The sequence below is a fragment of the Streptosporangium sp. NPDC087985 genome (genome assembly GCF_044741965.1).
Lineage (GTDB): Bacteria > Actinomycetota > Actinomycetes > Streptosporangiales > Streptosporangiaceae > Streptosporangium.
Window position 1 is genome coordinate 106,401 of record NZ_JBIUTQ010000009.1, and the last position, 16,755, is coordinate 123,155.

21 protein-coding genes are annotated in these 16,755 nt (G+C 68.5%); 8 read left to right on the forward strand and 13 right to left on the reverse strand.

The features are described from left to right. The first annotated feature begins 20 nt into the window (after window positions 1–20). Window positions 21–1,112, forward strand: coding sequence for a sensor histidine kinase (locus ACIN94_RS18885; protein ID WP_400707502.1), 1,092 nt, complete (start codon window positions 21–23; stop codon window positions 1,110–1,112). Window positions 1,113–1,370: 258 nt separating this feature from the next. Here the strand turns inward: ACIN94_RS18885 and ACIN94_RS18890 are convergent, their stop codons facing one another. After that, on the reverse strand, window positions 1,371–1,664 hold the full coding sequence (locus tag ACIN94_RS18890; RefSeq protein ID WP_400707505.1) for a DUF397 domain-containing protein: 294 nt from the start codon (window positions 1,662–1,664) through the stop codon (window positions 1,371–1,373). A gap of 39 nt (window positions 1,665–1,703) precedes the next feature. Next, a complete protein-coding gene (locus tag ACIN94_RS18895; protein ID WP_400707508.1) occupies window positions 1,704–2,567 on the reverse strand; it encodes a helix-turn-helix domain-containing protein in 864 nt (287 codons plus the stop codon). 220 nt (window positions 2,568–2,787) lie between these two features. Between ACIN94_RS18895 and ACIN94_RS18900 the strand changes: the two genes are divergently transcribed. From ACIN94_RS18900 to ACIN94_RS18910, 3 genes are all read left to right on the forward strand, one after another. After that, window positions 2,788–3,045, forward strand: coding sequence for a hypothetical protein (locus ACIN94_RS18900; RefSeq protein WP_400707511.1), 258 nt, complete (start codon window positions 2,788–2,790; stop codon window positions 3,043–3,045). Further along, window positions 3,042–3,449 carry an ATP-binding protein gene (locus tag ACIN94_RS18905; protein ID WP_400707514.1) on the forward strand — a complete coding sequence of 136 codons (408 nt, stop codon included), beginning with the start codon at window positions 3,042–3,044 and terminating at the stop codon, window positions 3,447–3,449. The genes ACIN94_RS18900 and ACIN94_RS18905 overlap by 4 nt, the downstream gene beginning before the upstream one ends. Window positions 3,450–3,535: 86 nt before the next feature. Beyond that, on the forward strand, window positions 3,536–3,748 hold the full coding sequence (locus ACIN94_RS18910; RefSeq protein WP_400707517.1) for a hypothetical protein: 213 nt from the start codon (window positions 3,536–3,538) through the stop codon (window positions 3,746–3,748). Between the two features lie 24 nt (window positions 3,749–3,772). On the opposite strand, the gene ACIN94_RS18915 is transcribed toward ACIN94_RS18910, so the two are convergent. The 4 genes from ACIN94_RS18915 to ACIN94_RS18930 all read right to left on the reverse strand — a co-directional run bounded on the left by ACIN94_RS18915 (window position 3,773) and on the right by ACIN94_RS18930 (window position 5,673). Then, entirely contained in the window at window positions 3,773–4,255 is a 483-nt protein-coding gene (locus tag ACIN94_RS18915; protein ID WP_400707520.1) for a GNAT family N-acetyltransferase, read from the reverse strand. 51 nt (window positions 4,256–4,306) lie between these two features. After that, window positions 4,307–4,579, reverse strand: coding sequence for a hypothetical protein (locus ACIN94_RS18920; RefSeq protein WP_400707523.1), 273 nt, complete (start codon window positions 4,577–4,579; stop codon window positions 4,307–4,309). Between the two features lie 153 nt (window positions 4,580–4,732). Continuing rightward, complete coding sequence (locus ACIN94_RS18925; protein WP_400707526.1) at window positions 4,733–5,083, reverse strand: STAS domain-containing protein; 351 nt, start codon at window positions 5,081–5,083, stop codon at window positions 4,733–4,735. A gap of 248 nt (window positions 5,084–5,331) precedes the next feature. After that, window positions 5,332–5,673 carry an ArsR/SmtB family transcription factor gene (locus tag ACIN94_RS18930; protein ID WP_400707529.1) on the reverse strand — a complete coding sequence of 114 codons (342 nt, stop codon included), beginning with the start codon at window positions 5,671–5,673 and terminating at the stop codon, window positions 5,332–5,334. Between the two features lie 134 nt (window positions 5,674–5,807). On the opposite strand from ACIN94_RS18930, the gene ACIN94_RS18935 reads away from it, so the two are divergent. Together ACIN94_RS18935 and ACIN94_RS18940 are read left to right on the forward strand one after the other, a co-directional pair. Next, entirely contained in the window at window positions 5,808–6,386 is a 579-nt protein-coding gene (locus ACIN94_RS18935) for a sugar O-acetyltransferase (RefSeq protein ID WP_400707532.1), read from the forward strand. Between the two features lie 20 nt (window positions 6,387–6,406). Beyond that, the gene (locus ACIN94_RS18940; protein WP_400707535.1) at window positions 6,407–6,961 is read left to right on the forward strand and encodes a TetR/AcrR family transcriptional regulator; all 555 of its coding nucleotides are present in this window, start codon (window positions 6,407–6,409) and stop codon (window positions 6,959–6,961) included. A gap of 216 nt (window positions 6,962–7,177) precedes the next feature. Here ACIN94_RS18940 and ACIN94_RS18945 read toward each other — a convergent pair whose 3' ends face one another. The 5 genes from ACIN94_RS18945 to ACIN94_RS18965 form a co-directional block, all read right to left on the reverse strand. Beyond that, the gene (locus ACIN94_RS18945) at window positions 7,178–7,468 is read right to left on the reverse strand and encodes an isoamylase early set domain-containing protein (protein ID WP_400707538.1); all 291 of its coding nucleotides are present in this window, start codon (window positions 7,466–7,468) and stop codon (window positions 7,178–7,180) included. Between the two features lie 399 nt (window positions 7,469–7,867). After that, a complete protein-coding gene (locus ACIN94_RS18950) occupies window positions 7,868–8,140 on the reverse strand; it encodes a hypothetical protein (protein WP_400707541.1) in 273 nt (90 codons plus the stop codon). 125 nt (window positions 8,141–8,265) lie between these two features. Continuing rightward, window positions 8,266–8,502 (reverse strand): hypothetical protein, encoded by a 237-nt coding sequence (locus ACIN94_RS18955; protein ID WP_400707544.1) that lies wholly within the window; start codon window positions 8,500–8,502, stop codon window positions 8,266–8,268. 94 nt (window positions 8,503–8,596) lie between these two features. Continuing rightward, a complete protein-coding gene (locus tag ACIN94_RS18960; protein ID WP_400707547.1) occupies window positions 8,597–9,301 on the reverse strand; it encodes a hypothetical protein in 705 nt (234 codons plus the stop codon). A 35-nt stretch (window positions 9,302–9,336) separates the two neighbouring features. Beyond that, the gene (locus ACIN94_RS18965; RefSeq protein WP_400707550.1) at window positions 9,337–10,530 is read right to left on the reverse strand and encodes a hypothetical protein; all 1,194 of its coding nucleotides are present in this window, start codon (window positions 10,528–10,530) and stop codon (window positions 9,337–9,339) included. Between the two features lie 233 nt (window positions 10,531–10,763). On the opposite strand from ACIN94_RS18965, the gene ACIN94_RS18970 reads away from it, so the two are divergent. Further along, a complete protein-coding gene (locus ACIN94_RS18970) occupies window positions 10,764–11,600 on the forward strand; it encodes an LLM class F420-dependent oxidoreductase (protein ID WP_400707553.1) in 837 nt (278 codons plus the stop codon). An 85-nt stretch (window positions 11,601–11,685) separates the two neighbouring features. On the opposite strand, the gene nhaA is transcribed toward ACIN94_RS18970, so the two are convergent. Both nhaA and ACIN94_RS18980 read right to left on the reverse strand, forming a co-directional pair. Continuing rightward, the gene (gene nhaA / locus ACIN94_RS18975; protein ID WP_400707556.1) at window positions 11,686–13,581 is read right to left on the reverse strand and encodes a Na+/H+ antiporter NhaA; all 1,896 of its coding nucleotides are present in this window, start codon (window positions 13,579–13,581) and stop codon (window positions 11,686–11,688) included. 33 nt (window positions 13,582–13,614) lie between these two features. After that, complete coding sequence (locus ACIN94_RS18980) at window positions 13,615–14,829, reverse strand: cytochrome P450 (RefSeq protein ID WP_400707559.1); 1,215 nt, start codon at window positions 14,827–14,829, stop codon at window positions 13,615–13,617. Window positions 14,830–15,180: 351 nt separating this feature from the next. On the opposite strand from ACIN94_RS18980, the gene ACIN94_RS18985 reads away from it, so the two are divergent. Further along, window positions 15,181–16,713, forward strand: coding sequence for an ABC transporter substrate-binding protein (locus ACIN94_RS18985; protein WP_400707562.1), 1,533 nt, complete (start codon window positions 15,181–15,183; stop codon window positions 16,711–16,713). Window positions 16,714–16,755: the final 42 nt, after the last annotated feature.

Sequence of the window (16,755 nt, forward strand, 5' to 3'; positions counted from 1 at the left end):
AGGCGAGAGGAGAGATCACCTTGAGATCCAGATGGCCGTACCTGCCGTGCCCGAACTCCATCCAGGCCCGCTACACGCTCGGCGTGGGGATACTGTTCCTGCTGGTCGGCGCGGGTCTCGACTTCGCGGTTCGGAACAGGATCGAGACGCGCATCCATGGCGGAAGTCACCAGATCGCCATGGCCTGGATCGCCGGAGGGATCCTGCTCGCCACCGTCATCGTGGCCTATGGCACCTGGTGCCTGGTGGGCCGCACGCTGCGTCCCCTGCAGGCGATCCAGAAGAAGCTCGACATGACGGTCAGCGACCTGAGCCTGCGGCGGCTGCCACAGCCGCCCGGTGACAGCGAGATCGCACGACTCGCCCGCTCCTCCAACAAGTTGTTCGAGCGACTGGAGGAGGTCATGACCAGTCAGCGCCGCTTCACCTCCATGGTCTCCCACGAGCTCAGGTCCCCGGTCGCCGCCCTGCGTACCCAGATCGAGGAGGCGCTCACCTACCCCGATGAGGTGGACGCGCATGAGACCCTGCGTACGGCCCTGCGCACTACAGAGCGCTTTCAGGGAATCATCGATGAGTTGCTGGCGTACACCCGGGTCAAGAACACCGGCACGGCGCCCCCTGAGCCGCTCGCCCTCACCACACTTGTGCGGGAGGAGGTGGCTGGTCGGCGGTCCCGCGGTACGCCGGTGCGGCTCCGCGCCACCGATGAGCTGACCGTTTTCGGCACTCGGCTGGCAGTCACGGGAGTCCTGAACAACCTTCTGACGAACGCGCGACGGCACGCGAACTCGCGCGTCGATGTCACCGTGGAACGCGCAGGTGACCAGGCCGTCGTTACCGTGCAGGACGACGGCGACGGCATCGCACCCGAGGACCGCGAACGGGTCTTCGAACCCTTCGTCCGCCTGGCGGACGGACGGCGCCGCGACCCCGGGGGCAGCGGTCTCGGTCTCGCCTTCTGCCGCGAGACCGCGAAGGCCAACAACGGGACGCTCACGATCGAGGACTCCCCCCGAGGGGCACGGTTCGTGCTCCGTCTGCCGCTCATGGACGTGAATCGCGCCCTGGCGCAGGCGCACGGCATGTCCGTGCACCCGTCCACCTCCTGATCGCCGAGTAACGTCCCCGCTTCTCTCCGCGTGCTTCCAGTAGGCCCACGCTGGCGAGCTGGCGCAGGTCCCGGCTCGCGGTCGCGTCAGTTCTCGGAGAGGATCTGATCATCGATCGACTGCGCTGCGACTGATCGAGACAGCGCGAAGCCCGGGGTCCTGTCAGTTAACGCGCGGTACGGCTGCGCGAGATCCGGTCGGCGGCCTACTCCGCAGCGGCCCCCCGCGCAGCGCATCTCGTCGCGCATGGCTAGGCCGTCAGGCCGGGTCGGCGATGGAGCCGTCCTTGATGGCGGTGAGGAAGGTGTCCCATTCGGCGGGGGAGAAGGCCAGGACCGGGCCGTCGGGGTCCTTGGAGTCGCGGACCAGGAAGAGGCGGTCGGCGTCCGGGTTGGGCTCGGCTCCGGCGTGAGAGGTGTCGGCGAGGGTGACCTCGACGCAGTCTTGGCCGGCCCCGCTGAGGGAGCTCTTGTGCCAGACGCCGACTTCGACGCAGTTGGAGCCGTTGCCACTGCGGCTACTCTTGCGCCATACGATGCGAGATACGTCCACTTCGAATCTCAGCCTTTCCGCTTAAGTGCATGCTGTTTCTCAGGATGACTTCTCGGCCATCTCTGAAATCAGTGCCTTCGACTCGTTGGGGCCGAGCGCCGCTGCTCGCAGGTGGTCAAACGCGAGCGTGTACCAGTACATTTCAGTATCTTTTTCTACGTACAGGCTACTCGTCATGCTTTCGACGTACACCACGTCAGGGTCGTAAGGTTCGCGGAACTCCATGATGGCGAACGTCCCAGCGGTGGCAGGGTGAGGCCCTGCGTTGAACGGCAGGATCTGGATCGTGACGTTGTCGCGGTCGGCGAATTCGATGAGCTTGGCATACTGGCTGTGCATGGTCTCTGCTGAGCCGACCCGACGAGTAAGAACAGCCTCGTCGATCACCGTCCAGAATCGGAGCGGGTTCTCTTCGCGCAAGAGAAGGTTCTGGCGGGTCAGACGGACCTCGATGCGTCGTTCGACCTCTGCGGGTGGTGATAGGGCCATCAAGGCCGAGCGGATGACTTCGCGAGCGTAGTCCTCGCTCTGGAGTAGGCCGTGCACGAGCATGCTGTCAAAGCCGCGGATGAACGCCGCCTCTGCTTCAAGCTGGATGTAGGTCGCGTAGTCGCTGGGCAGGGAGTCTGCATAGGCATCCCACCATCCCCTGGTGCGTGCCGTTCTCGCCAGCGCATGCAGGGCGGTTCGCTTGCCCGCATCGAGTTCGTACAGATCAAGCAGGCGGGTGAGGTCGGGAGAGGTGATCCCGACACGAGCCGTTTCGATCCGAGAGACCTTTGCGGTGGACCAGCCGACCCGCTCGGCGGCCTCCTCGATCGTCAATGCTGCGCGCTCACGCAACCTGCGTAGCTCGCCGGCCAGCCGTCGACGTCGAACGGTAGGGCCGTGCCCTCCTGCCATCCCAACCTCCCAAGGTGACTACGGACAGTGTGTCGCCCTAATCGCTCCGTTGCAGGAGAACCTCGGAAAGAACCAAACGGTAACTTTACAGAATCGCTTGCTAACTCAGCGTACGCGATGAACTATCTGATGGTGTTGCAACGCCAGCAGCCGTGGCGACATACATCTCAGGCGTTGTGCGACCAGACATCACAGGTGGAAGGGCGGGCGAGGGATGAGGGTGTGTGATCTTCGGGGGTGGGGTGGGGAGTTGGTGGAGCTGGCCTGGGAGTTGAGCGATCTCGGGTTCGACTCGGTGGTCAGGCTCCCGCCCGACCGGCGGCCGAGCATGGAGGTCTTCCTGCCGCCGGGGCGGCCGAGGGTGGCGACGGCGCAGCGGGGCCGTACGGCGGTGTTCACCTGGAACAGAAGGCCCAAACGGGGTGTCCGGGGCGGGGTGCGGGAGGTCGTCGAGCGGGTCGCGGGGGTGGCGCGGTGAAGGCGCTCGGCCTGCTGGGACAGGTCTGCTTACCCGCACAGGTCGCCTCTGTCCCCATGGCGCGGCAGTACGTCCGCGACCTGCTGCGGGTCGCGGCGCACGCCCAGGCCGACGACGCGCTGCTGCTCGTCAGCGAGCTCGTCACCAACGCGGTGCGCCACTCCGACTCCGGCCGCGTCCCCGGTGGGCGGGTCACCGTGGCCGTCGCCAACCACAATGGAACGCTCCATATCGACGTCATCGACGCCGGATCGGCCGGATACGTCCCCCGGCTCTGTGCCGAGGTCAGCCTCGACAGCGGCGGAGGACGGGGGCTGTGGCTGGTCCAGGAGCTGGCCTCGGCCTGGGGCTGGCACGAGACCCCGGCCGGGCGGGTGGTCTGGTTCCAGCTGGCGGGGCCGTGAATCCGGTTCCCCGGTGGAAGGGCCCACCCCGTTGCCGGAGCCCGCACGTATCCGCCCCGCGCTCCCACTGCGAGGGACTGGCCTGGGTGACCCCGCGCGAGAACAGCCAGGCCGAGGTCATCCGGCGCACCTGCGACTGCGAGCCGGTCTTCTACGAGCTGTGCCGGGAAGACCGGCTCGGTTTCATCCGCCGTACCCGGCGCCTGCAGGGCCTGTGGCTGATCGAGGAGACCGGCCGCTGGCACGACCGCGAGGCCGAGGCTATGTGGATCGCCCTGCTGTACGGCCTGGTCCGATAACCGGACACATGGTTACCCGCCGGCCTAGCGCTGGGTCTCCGTCGCAGCGAGCTTCTCCAGTGCCGGTCCGGTGAGCCGGTACATGATCCATTCGTCGAGCGGCTCCGCGCCGAGCGACTGGTAGAACTCGATGGACGGGGTGTTCCAGTCGAGGACCGACCATTCGAACCGGCCGTAACCGCGTTCCACACAGATGCGGGCGAGCTCGACGAGGAGCTGCTTGCCGTGTCCCCGCCCCCGGTGGCCGGGGTGGACGAAGAGGTCTTCGAGGTAGATTCCGTGCCTGCCCCGCCAGGTGGAGTAGGAGACGAACCAGAGCGCGAACCCGGCCACCTCGTCCCCGTCGGTGGCGATGTGGCAGAACACGCTGGGGGAGGGGCCGAAAAGCGTCTCGTGCAGCTGCTCCGCGGTGGTCTCGACCTTGTCCAGCGCCTTCTCGTAATCGGCGAGCTCACGGATCATATGGATGATCGCCGGGACGTCGTCCGGCGTTGCGAGGCGAATCATGGTGAGAGTTTAGGCTTCCGGCGCAGATGAACCGGCCCGGCCGGAGCCCGCCTACGCCTCGGCCAGCGGGTCCTGCCGGAGGCTGATCTGGGTCGCCCAGCTGCGGATCTGCGCTCCGTCGAACTGCTGGATCCCGGGAAGCTGCAGCAGCGCCGCCCGGAGTGCCCGGTCCACCTCGTCGACCGGGCCGCCGCTGTGCGAGGCCATGACACGCTGCACCACCTGGGTGGTGCGGTCGTCGAACCGTGGTCTCTTCCCGGTGGCGGCGCGCATGGCCACGTCGCGCAGGGCGGCGTTGTCCATGGTGATACGGATGCGGGACATCCTCGGTTCCCCCCGGGATCGGCATAGCTGTTCGATCAGAGTAGGAGGTACGGAGTGGCTGGTCACGCACCCGGAGGGGCCGTGTCCCCGGCGCGGGTCCGGCGTCACCCGCCGTTCCGGGAAGGAAGACGGCCGGTGACGCCGGGCCAGCGGTCACCGGGAGGCCGGGACGCTTCTCTCCTCCGCGACCTGCCGCAGCGACTCGTTCACATCACGGTCGATGGGGAACGCCTCGCCCAGCCGGGTCATCTCCAGAAGGCGGCGGAGGAACCCGTTGACCCCGGCCAGCCGGAGCCAGCCGTTCTGCTCGTAGGCGCGGCGCATGGTCGCCAGGAGCACCCAGACGCCCGTGGAGTCGCAGAACCCCAGGTCGGTCGTATCGATGATGATCCGAACGTGTCCTCGCGTCAGCAGTGTCGCGAGCGCTTCCTCAAGCGGTGGGGCCGATACCTTGTCGAGATCGCCGATGAGTGACACCACCGAGAACCGTGGATGGTCGCTCACCGTAACGGAAAGTCGAGTCATGATGCCCCGCTGTCCACGGCTGTCGGAGACAGCGCCCTTATGGGGAGCCGTGCAGAGACGGAAACCACTACCACCACCGTACGCCCCTGACATGGGGCAGTTCAACGGGCGCGGACGAATGCCTGCAGCGAGGATGTCCGCGGCTCCGGAAGGAGCGGCGGGCCGGGGACGCGGCCGTCGTGGGAGACAGGTCGCCGGCCGGGTCTTCTCCGGCCGGCCGACATCGGTCACTCTCCGTGGCTGTCCGGTCTCAGTCGCCCCCGGCCGTGTCCCCGGAAGGAGAGGGCGTCCAGGCTCCGGTCCCAGAACCGGCGGTAGCGCTCCAGCCAGATGTCGACCTCCTGCAGCGGTGCGGGGTCGACGGCGTACAGGCGCCGGGTGCCCTCGGCCCGGACGGTCGCGAAGCCGTTCTCGCGCAGCACGCGCAGGTGCTGTGACACTCCGGGCTGGGAGATCCCGAACTCCTCCTGCACGACGGCGCCGATCTGGCCGGCGGAGTGTTCGCCGTCGGCGAGCAGCTCCAGGATCCGGCGCCGTACCGGATCGCCAAGAACGTCAAACGCGTGCATGGCATCAATATATGAGTGTGCACTTATATAAGCAATTCCGGGGTCCCGTGTCCTGTGCGCCGGAGGGTCAGGTGTTACCGGAGGGCGCCCTCCCGTTACGTACGTTCGTACATATAGAGTGTACGATCGTACATATGACTGACCTCTTCGTTGGAGATCCGCGCACCAACCGCGAGCGCATGCTGGCCGGTGACCTCTACATCGCCGACGATCCCGAGCTGGAGGCCGCCTCCAAGCGCGCCGTCGCCCTGGCCCACCGCTACGGCGAGGTCTACGCCGGCGACCAGGAGGCCGCGCGCCCCATCCTGGAGGAGCTGCTCGGCTCGATCGCCCCCGACGCCCACATCAAGCCGCCGCTGTATGTCGACTACGGCTCCCACATCACCGTCGGCTCGGGCACCTTCGCCAACTACGGCCTGGTCGCCTTGGATGTGGCCGCCATCACCATCGGCGACGACGTGCAGATCGGCCCGAACGTGCAGTTGCTCACCCCCACCCACCCTCTCGACCCCGAGCAGCGGCGCAACAAGCTGGAGGCGGCCGAACCGATCGTGATCGGCGACAACGTCTGGCTGGGCGGCGGCGTCATCGTGCTGGCCGGCGTCACCATCGGTGCCAACAGCGTCATCGGCGCCGGCGCCGTCGTCACCGGCGACATCCCGGACAACGTGGTGGCCGTCGGCGTTCCGGCCAGAGTGATCCGCCATCTGTGATGGCTGAGGAGACGACCGCGATGCGGCCGACGCCGCCCGCTCGACGCTTCGACCCCGGCCGCCGGGACCGGATCATCGACGTCACCCTTGAGGTCGTCGCCGCCCACGGGGTCGCGGGCACCTCCCACCGCAAGATCGCCGAAGCCGCGAATGTGCCGCTGGGATCGATGACCTACCACTTCACCGGTATGGACGAGCTGCTCACCCTGGCCTTCACCCGGCTCGCCGACCGCTTCGCCGACCGTTTCGACGCCCGGCTACGCGCCGCCGCCGATGCCGAGCAGGCCCAGGAGGCCGTCGTCGCCCTCATCACCGAAGACCTTCTCGGCTCGCCCCGGGACGTGGTGCTGACCTACGAGCTCTACACCCTGGCCGCCCGCGACCCGGCCCTGCGTGAGGTGACCAGGGCCTGGATGGCGCGGAGCAGGCAGGCCCTGCAGCGGCACTTCGACCCCGCCACCGCCCGCTACCTCGACGCCCTCATCGAGGGCCTGGCCATCCACAGCGCGCTCGACCCCGACCCCATGAGCATCGACGACATCACAGCCGCGATCTCCAGGATCATCTCCACGTGATCGCCTCTTCCGACGTCCTCCAAGCCGCATGCCGTGACAGGCGGAGCGGGGGCGACCCCGTCGCCAGGACGGGGACAGGAAGGGGGGAGGCCGTCCTGGCGAATGGTGATCGTGGAGACGGCGGAACTCCGTCCCGCGGCGCGGTCCGCCGGAGCCGCGGGCGGACGTGGTGCCGAGCCTCGCGCGACGGACGCCGCGATGCCTGCGCCCGTGGTCCTACCGGGCCACCGGGTTCAGGTGTCCGCCGTGCTCGTCGTGGTGGTCGGCGTCGGCGTCGTCGAACCACACGCCGCCGTCTGCCAGGTAACGGAAGCGGATGGGCTGCTGCGACGGGACGGTCAGGCTCACCTGGTAGGTGCCGTTGTCCTTTCGCTGCATCGGGTGGGCGTAGGGGTCCCAGTTGTTGAAGTCGCCGACCACTGAGATCCCCCTCAGGGGCTGCTCGGCCGGCACGGTGAAGGTGATCTTGACCTGTCCGTTCTTGGTGGGCTTGCCGCGCTTGATCATCGAAGTTCTCCTGACGTCCCTGTCTCCATGGGTGGCCTGCCGAGATCGTTGTGACGGGAGGCCGCGAAGGTCACGGCAACCTTCCGAAGGTGCGTCCTCCTGGACGGTCCACGATCGGGAGGCCGACGTCCCGTCGCGGCCAGGCCAGTACGATTCACAGGGATCGTTACCGTCAGTCACGGTATGACAACACGCTGTGCCAACTTTTGGGCGGGATAACGTCCGAATTTGACTAGATCATGATGATTGGCCAGTCCCTATCGCCTGAACAGGGGCCCTCTGCTTCCGCGCGGGGGCCGGACGGGAAGGGGCCGCGGCCGCCTGCCGACGCCTGACGTGCGAGCGGGTCGCGTCCCTCCCCCGGGACGCGACCCGGCTCACACGTGGCCGCCTGGCTGGTCAGACACCGGCGCGGGACGGAATCCTGCTCTCGGTGTAGGTCTCCTCCAGCCTCTCCTCGCCTATCCCCCGGGTCTCGGCACGTGTCTCCTCGAGGCGGAGCGCGATCCCCATCGCGAAGAACGTCGGCGCCCACTCGCCGATGAAGATCCCCCACCGGTCCGCCCGGTCCCTCCCTGCGCGCTCAAACGACTCCGAGCTCAGCCATGCCACGACCGACAGGCCGATCGACGCGATTCCGGCCGCGTACATCGTGCTTGACTTTATGCCCATTTTGTGAAGCTTGTTGATCATTTCATCCCCCCGATGATGGTCCGTTCTTATCGTTACCAGCCGGGGTCGTCTATAACCGGTCGTCCGGAAATACGGCCCGCCGTGCCGGATCCGGACGGACCGGGTCAGGGGCCCGGGGAGTCGATGTGATTGCCGGCGCCGATCTGCCTGAGTAGCCCTTCGCGCCTGCCCTCCAATTCGTTGGCCAGGGCTTCCTGCTCATCGGCCATGTTGATCAACGCTGACCGTTCGGCGGGATCCGTCGGTCCGAGTTCGCCGACCTGCCCGCGCAGCTCGGCGACCTCCGTACGCAGCCTCTTCAGATCCTCTTCGACCTGGCGGAGTTCCTCATGGATGCTCATCTGGGGTCCATACCCCCGAGCCGGGCACCGATTCCAGGGCCGGGTCCCACCGGCCACGGCCGAGGCCGCCGACCTCGCCGCCCGGGAGGTGCGGTCAGCGCCGCCGTACGCGATAGGTCAGGGTCCCTATGAGCGCCAGGGCGAGAAGAGCGGCCACCGCGTAAGCCGGATGCCACCAGGAGCCCGGTTCCGTGACCGTGGCGGTGATCGTGGAACCGGTGGATCCATCCGGCGCGGACAGGGCGGCTGACGGGGAGGGGGACGGGGAGGGGGACGGGGAGGCGGCAGGGGGAGGGGAGGCCACGGGCCGGCCGGAGCCGCTGCCGGCCTTGAAGCCCGGAGGGTGGACCTCGCCCCAGTAGTTCTCCTGTGGAGTCTGGCTGTCGATCGCCCGCCGGAGGTCCTCCGGGATCGGGGCGATCTTCAGTCGCCCCGGCACGGTGAGGGTGCCGATTCCGTAGGGGGCGAACCATCCCTGGATGCCCTCCACCTTCCAGGTGCCGGGTGGCAGCGAGATCGCCGCCGCGTAGTGGGCCGGCTCGCTCAGCTCCACGCCGGAGAACCGGACGACCTTGCTCCCGTCGGTGAACTTCAGCCCGACCTCACCCAGGTTGACGCCCTCGTAAGGATGCGTGCCGTGCTGGAGCAGCCAGAAGCCGAGCGTGTAGGTGGTGTGCGGCTGTACATCCGCCGGGGCCGGGTCCATGAAGGTGACCGCCCAGCCGCCCGCCCGGGCCGGCGCCGCCAGGGTCAGCGCGGGAACGAGGAGGACCACCAGAGTCAGCAGGATTCGTCTCATGCGGAAGATACACCGGCCGGCCCGGTCAGGTTCCGCTACCGGTAGAGGCCGCCGCGGACGAGGCGGAGCTCATCCATGGCCCGGCGCGCACCGGTCCGGCGTGACAGTGTCAGGGCCTGTCGGGCGACTCCGGCCGAACGCTCGGCCTCGTGGGCGTCGGCGTAGGCGTGGGCGAGACGGGCCATGTTGTAGGCCGTGACGTAGGTGGACGGAGCCCCGGAGAGGTCCCGTTCCAGGAGATCGATCGCGTCGGCGGGATGGTGGAGCTGGATGAGACATCCGGCGGCCAGGGTGTCATGGAGCCCGGCAAGGTAGTCGGACGCGCCGAGCGTGTCGTCCTGAAGGCTCTCCTCGGAGGTCTGCTCGGACTCCTCCGCGGACTCCTCCAGGCGGCGGTGGCACATGTCCTCGGCTCCCGCCAGGGCGTGGCCCTGCGCCTCGTGACAGCGTGCCATGGCGTCCAGCGGATGCGGGGCGAGGACGTGTTCGCGGGCGGCGACGGCGAGGTCGATCACCTGCTCGGGGTTGCTCCGGGCGTCCTGGAGCCCGGCCCGGCGGGCGAGCGTGTACGCCAGGAGCCGTCCGTCCTCGGCCTGGCCTGCCGCGAGTATGGCCCGGTCCGACCAGGCCAGCGCCTCATCCAGGTCGCCGGCCTCGTAGTGCATGCGGCTGATCTGCTCGGCGTCCTCCGCGCTGAGCATGAGCAGTGCCTGGCGGAGACCCGAGCCGACGTCACGGTGCAGCCCGTCGATCGCGGCGAAGACGGGGGACAGGGCACCGGCCGTGCGTGCCGGGCGGAGATCCGGCCGTGAGTAGCTCCGCAGGACGGTCTGGAGGTAGGCCACGGTCTGGTCGTCGACCCGCCGGGGGTCCTCGATCGCCCGGCCGGTGCGCTCCTCGTCCTCGGCCGAGAACGTCCCCGACAGCAGCGGGATACCGGTCAGGTGGTGCCAGAGTGTCGTGCCGGCCGCCTCCCCGCTGAACAGCTCCGCCTCGTTCATGTCGAACGCCCGGCACAGCAGCTCCGCGTACAGCTCGTCGGGCCGCTGCTCCCCGGTCTCCCAGGAGCGGACCATCTCGGTGAGCTGCTCCTGGGCGGGCATGCGGTCACGGGCCGTCTCGTCCGCGGTGTCGGCCAGCCGCTCTCCCAGCTCGTGCCGGCTCCACAGGCGGCCGCGCCTCCAGGCGCGCATGCGGGCGGCCCAGTTCGGAATGTCGATGGTGATCATCGGTGCATCCTCCCGACGCGCGGCGAAAAAAGACATTCCACTCATTTTTGAGCATTTGCCCCTATTCTCCTCCGCCCGTTGCCGTCCGTTATCACAAGAGTGCTAAAAACTCGGGCGAGGATCCCATGGTCCGCCGGGGGGATCGCCGAGCTCCTGACGGGCCCCTGTCTTCCGGTCGAGACAGGTGCGAGTGTCGTCCGGGATATGCGGCTGTGCCGGGTTACGTTGGGGCGATGGACTCCGGCTTTGGCTACTTCGCGACCCATGACGCGGTCGATCCAGCCCGGCTCGCCCAGATGGTCGAACAGCGTGGCCATGCGATGCTGCTGTTCAGCGAGCACACCCACATTCCCGCGGGCGCGCCGCCCCAGCGCCCCGAGGGCGGCACGCTGCCCCGCAAGTACTGGCACACCTACGACCCGTTCGTGGCGTGCACCGCCGCGGGCCTGGCCACCACCCGGCTGCGGGTGGGGACCGGCATCTGCCTGGTCCCCCAGCACCACCCGATCACTCTCGCGAAGTCGGTGGCGAGCGTCGACGCCCTCACCGGCGGCCGGTTCGTCTTCGGCGTGGGCGCGGGCTGGCTCGAACCCGAGATCCGTAACCACGGGGTGGATCCGGCACGCCGTTTCGCGGTGATGAAGGAGCACATCGAGGCGGCGCAGCGGATCTGGACCCACGACGAGGCCGACTATCACGGCGAGTACGTGTCCTTCGATCCGATCTGGTCGTGGCCCAAGCCGGCCCGGCGGCCCTATCCGCCGGTGCTGGTCGGCGGCACCGGCCCCCGCGTGTTCGACCGCGTGCTGTCCTATGGCGACGGCTGGCTGCCGAACTACGGGCCCGGCGTCCTGGAACGCGTGCGGGAGCTGTTCCAGCGCGCCGACGAGGTGGGCAGGGCGATCCAGGTCGTGATGATGTCGGTGCCCTCGGACCCCGCGGTGCTTGAGGAGTGTGAGAAGGCCGGGGTGAGCGTCGTCCTGCCGTGGCTGCCCTCGGCGGGGCCGGGCCGTCTCGAACGCGAGATGGACGTCTTCGAGACGGCGCTCGCGCGGATGCGGGGAGAGTGACCTCGGGCGCGTCCGTGGCGGCTCCGACCGCACGGTACGGCCTCCTCCACGGTGCTCGCCGGGAAGGGCGCGCGGTCCTTCGGGGTCACGACCATGACTTCAGGGCCACGCGCGCACGGGCGACCCGCACGGCCGACGAGAGGGTGGCGATGTCGTAGGCGCCGTGGTGGCGCCGCCCGTTGATGAAGAACGTCGGCGTGCCGGACACGCCGCTCAGGTCGGCGGAGTCGACGTCCTCGGCGATCCGGGCGGCGCCGGCGTTGTCGCGGAGGCTGTCGCGGAACCGTTCGACGTCGAGTTCGAGGCTCTCGGCGTAGCGGAGCAGGTCGGGAACGTGGAGAGCACCCTGGTGGTCGAGTAGGAGGTCGTGCATCTCCCAGAACGCCCCCTGCTCGGCCGCGGCCTCCGCCGCCTCCGCGGCGAGCTGGGCATAGGCGTGGACGTCGTCCAGCGGGAGGTGCCTCCAGACGTAACGGACGTCGCCGAGGTCGGCGAGCAGCTCGCGGACGACCGCCTCCGCCTGGCCGCAGTAGGGGCACTCGAAGTCCCCGTACTCGACCAGGGTCACCGGCGCGTCCACAGGGCCGCGCAGGTGGTCGCGGTCCGGATCGACGGGCGCGGCGAGGTCGATGATGCTCTCGGCGGTGCCCAGCAGCGCCCAGATCCGGCGCCGCCGGGGAAGCAGCGCGGTCACCCTGGAGACGGTCCAGGTCATGAGGGGCGCGCAGAGCGCCGCGGTGAGGATGCCGAGTTTCGCCTCCTCCAGCTGGGGGCCGCTGAAGGCGAGGGTGGCGATCAGCAGGGAGACGGTGAAGCCGATGCCGGCGATCGTGCCGGCGGCGGTGACGGTGGCCCAGCCGACGGGCGGGCGGATGCGGCCGCGGCTCAGCCCCGTGGTGAGCAGGGAGGAGCCGATGATCCCGATCGGCTTGCCCACCACGTAGGCCAGCAGGATTCCGAGGGTGATCGGTGAGGTGAGGGCCCGCGTCAGGAACTCGCCACTGAGCGTCACCCCCGCGTTCGAGAGGGCGAACAGCGGCACGATCAGATAGCTCACCCAGGGGTGGTAGAGCTGCTGCAGCCGCTCGTTCGGTGAGATCGTCGAGGCGAGCCCCACGCTGGCCGAGCGGGCCAGCTCCGGGGTGGGCTGCTCACGGAAGAGCCGGAAAAGGTCGGTCGCGCGTTGGAGATCGCCGCGCGCCGCCGGGGACGCGTAGGTCAGCAGCCCCATGGCCAGGCCGATGACGATGGGCTCGACGCCGGACTTGAGGAGCGCCACCCACGCCGCCATTCCGAGCAGCGCGTAGGGGAGTCCACGGTGCACGCCGGCCGCGTGGATGATCAGGATCACGCCGAAGATCCCGGCCCCGGCCAGTAGCGCCGGTGCGGCGGCCCGCTCGTTGTAGAAGACGGTGATGACCGCGAGCGCGACGAGGTCGTCGACCACGGTGATCGTGAGCAGGTAGGTCCGCAGCCGTGCCGGGAAACGGGACCCGAACAGCGCGAGCATGCCGAGCGCGAACGCCGTGTCCGTCGACATCGCCGCACCCCAGCCGTACGCGGAGGGGTGGCCCGCGTTCATGCTGAGATAGATCGCGACGGGCACGATCATCCCGCCGAGGCCGGCGGCCAGCGGCAGCACCAGCCGCCGCCGGTCACGCAGTTCTCCCATGTCGAACTCGCGGCGCGCCTCCAGCCCGACGACGAAGAAGAAGAGCGTCATCAACCCACTGTTGACCCAGTGGCGCAGGTTCATGGAGACGTCGAAACCACCGGCGCTGATGGACAGCGGCGTCCCCCAGGCGGCCTCGTATGACGACGAGCTGATGTTCGCCCAGGCGAGAGCGGTCAGCGTCGCGGCGAGCAGGGCGACGGCACTGCCGGTCTCGGTACGGAGGAACTCGCGCAGCGGCGTCTTGACGTCGTACGCCCAGGTGGTCCGTTCGTGGAACGGTCCACCGGTCTCCTTGGCTTCTGCCATTCCTGACGGTATCTCTTTCTCGGGGCTGTTCCGTTACCAGGTGATCGGGATGCGGGTGAATCCTCCGGTGAGAGAGGCTTCACGTTCCACCAGTTCCCCGGCGGGCACGGCAAGCGCCAGCGTGGGGAAACGGCGGAACAGGGTGCCGAACACCGACCGGAGCTCCACCCGGGCCAGACTGGCCCCGATGCAGTAGCGGGCCGCGTAGCCGAACCCGAGATGCGGGTCACCGAGGGGACGGCCGATGTCGAAACGCTCGGGTTCGGGGAACACCCGCTCGTCGCGGTTGGCCGCCGCCGTGGAGATGAGCACCGCCTCGCCACGCCTGATCGTCACGCCGCCGATGCTCACGTCCTCGTGGGCGTAGCGGGGCAGGCCATGGTCGCCCGGCGCCGCCATCCGCAGGATCTCCTCCACCGCGACACCCGCCAGCGACGGGTCGGCGAGCAGGACGTCACGCTGCGCCGGGTTGGTGAGCAGCAGCAGCACGCCGTAGTCGATCTGGTTGGCCGTCGTCTCGTGACCGGCGAACAGCAGCCCGGCGGCGAGCCTGGCGATCTCCTCGTCGGGCGCCTCCATGGTGGCCAGGTCGGAGAACACGTCATCGGCCGGATCCGCCCGCTTGCCGGCCAGGATGCCGCGGGCGTAGTCGGTCAGTCCGTCCATCGCCGCTCTGGCGCGTTCCGGATCGCTCAGATCCGTGATCGCGTCGGCCAGCCCCCTGAAGTGCCCGCGGTCGCCGTACGGCACGCCGAGCAGCTCGCAGATCACCAGCACGGGCAGCGGCAGGGAGAGTGCCTGCCGCAGGTCCGCCGGGCGCGGCAGCTCGGCCATGCGGTCCAGCAGGTCGTCGACGAGCTGCTGGACATGTGGTCCGAGAGCGCTCATCCGGCGGGCGGAGAAGGCCGGTGTGAGCATCCGGCGCATCCGCTCGTGGTTGGCCTTCTCCGTCGTGATGTCGCCGGACGGGCCGCCGATCAGGGCCGAGTCGGAGATCCGGGCGGCTCGCTCGGGGAGGGGGGCCGACCGGCCGAGACGGTGGTCGGCGAAGGCCTGCCTGGCCTCCTCGTAGCCCGAGACCAGCCAGGCGACGTCGCCCACCCGGGTCCGGACCCGGGTCACCGGCCGGGTGGCCCGTAGCGCGCGGTACATCTCCGGCACCTGGAGCGGGTTGTCCCGTACGAACGGGAGTTCCGGCAGGTCGCGGCCGTCAGGGCCGTCGGTGTGATCGGTGAGGTGGTCGTCCATGGCCGGGAAGCGCCCCCAAAGCTTGTCGGCAGGGTCGTTTTCGAACCTCTCACCCGGGAGGGCGTCCGGCAAGACGCCACGGGGCTTCCGTACCATCGCGGAACGGCTCCGACCGCGGGGCAAACGGGAAAAACAGCCCGATGTTGATCAAATTGGACAAAACAGACTATTTCTATAGGATTCTGTGGGAAGTCGTCGACGGTGCACGCCGCTCTTGGCGACGGAACGGCCACGGAGTGCGCCGAGACACCTCAGCGACCCCGGCCGACCTCAGGTCGCCCATCACCTCCGGCCATGCGGCCACCGATCGGTGGAACAGCGGAACCGTACGGCCACCGATCAGGAGAGACAATGAAAAGGAAGACGACGTCGCTCATCGGCGCCGCCATCGCGGTCGCGCTGACCCTCACCGGCTGCGGTTCCGGCCCGGAGGCCACCTCGCCGGCCGGATCGGGGAGCACGTCATCGTCCGCCTCATATGACCCGAACGCCACGATCGAGGTCGGCTCGCTGTACGAACCGCAGAACCTCGACAACACGGCCGGCGGCGGACAGGGCGTGACCGAGGCGTTCAACGGAAACGTCTACGAAGGCCTGTTCCGGCTCACCGACGACGGCAAGGTCGAGAACCTGCTCGCCGAGGACTACAAGGTCAGCCCGGACGGCCTCACCTACACGTTCACGCTGCGGAGTGGCGTCACGTTCCATTCGGGCAAGCCCCTCACGTCCGCGGACGTGAAGTACAGCCTCGAAAAGGTCCTCGCCAAGGACTCCCAGTCCGCCCGTAAGAGCAGCTTCACCGGGATCAAGAGCATCGAGACTCCGGACGACGGCACGGTGACGGTGAAGCTGTCGGACAAGTCGATCTCGTTCGTCTACAACCTCAGCTACGTGTGGATCATCAACGACCAGGCCAAGGACCTCGCTACGTCGGAGGACGGCACCGGCCCCTACAAGCTCGGGACGTGGAAGCGGGGCTCCTCGCTGAGCCTGGAGCCGTTCCCCGGCTACTGGGGCACGCGCCCGGCGAACCAGGGAGTGGTGTTCCACTACTACACGGAGGCGACCGCGCTCAACAACGCGCTGCTGACCAACGCCGTCGACATCGTGACCAGTGAGCAGAGCCCGGACGCCCTGGCCCAGTTCACCGGCAACAAGGACTACAAGGTCAACGACGGCCACTCGACGACCAAGCTGCTCCTGGCCTTCAACGACCGGGTGAAGCCGTTCGACAACCCTCTGGTCCGCAAGGCCGTCACCTCCGCCATCGACAACAGGAAGCTGCTCGACTCGATCTGGGGTGGTTACGGAACCCTGATCGGCTCGATGGTCCCGCCGACCGACCCGTGGTACGAGGACCTCACCACGGTGAACCCCCACGACGTGGAGCTGGCCAAGAAGCAGCTCGCCGAGGCCGGCTACGCGGGCGGGTTCAGCTTCACGCTGGACACCCCCAACTACGACCCGCACCCCACGGCGGCCACGTTCATCAAGGGAGAGCTGGCCAAGGTCGGCATCACCGTCACGATCAACGTCATCACCGCCGACGAGTGGTACACCAAGGTGTTCAAGAACCGCGACTTCACCGCGACGCTGCAGGAGCACGTCAACGACCGTGACGTCGTCTGGTACGGCAACCCCGACTTCTACTGGGGCTACGACAACCCCGAGGTCACCCGGCTGATCGCCCAGGCGGAGAAGTCGGACACGACCGCCGAGCAGACGGACCTGCTCAGGCAGGCCAACCGGAAGATCGCGGAGGACGCGGCCAGCGACTGGCTCTACCTCTACCCGCAGATCGTCGTCGCCTCGTCGTCGCTGTCGGGCTATCCGGTCAACGGCCTGAACTCGCAGTTCTACGCCTACGGCATCAAGAAGAGCTGATGCCCGCCCCGTACACCCTGGCCCGGACCGCCGCCCCGGCCC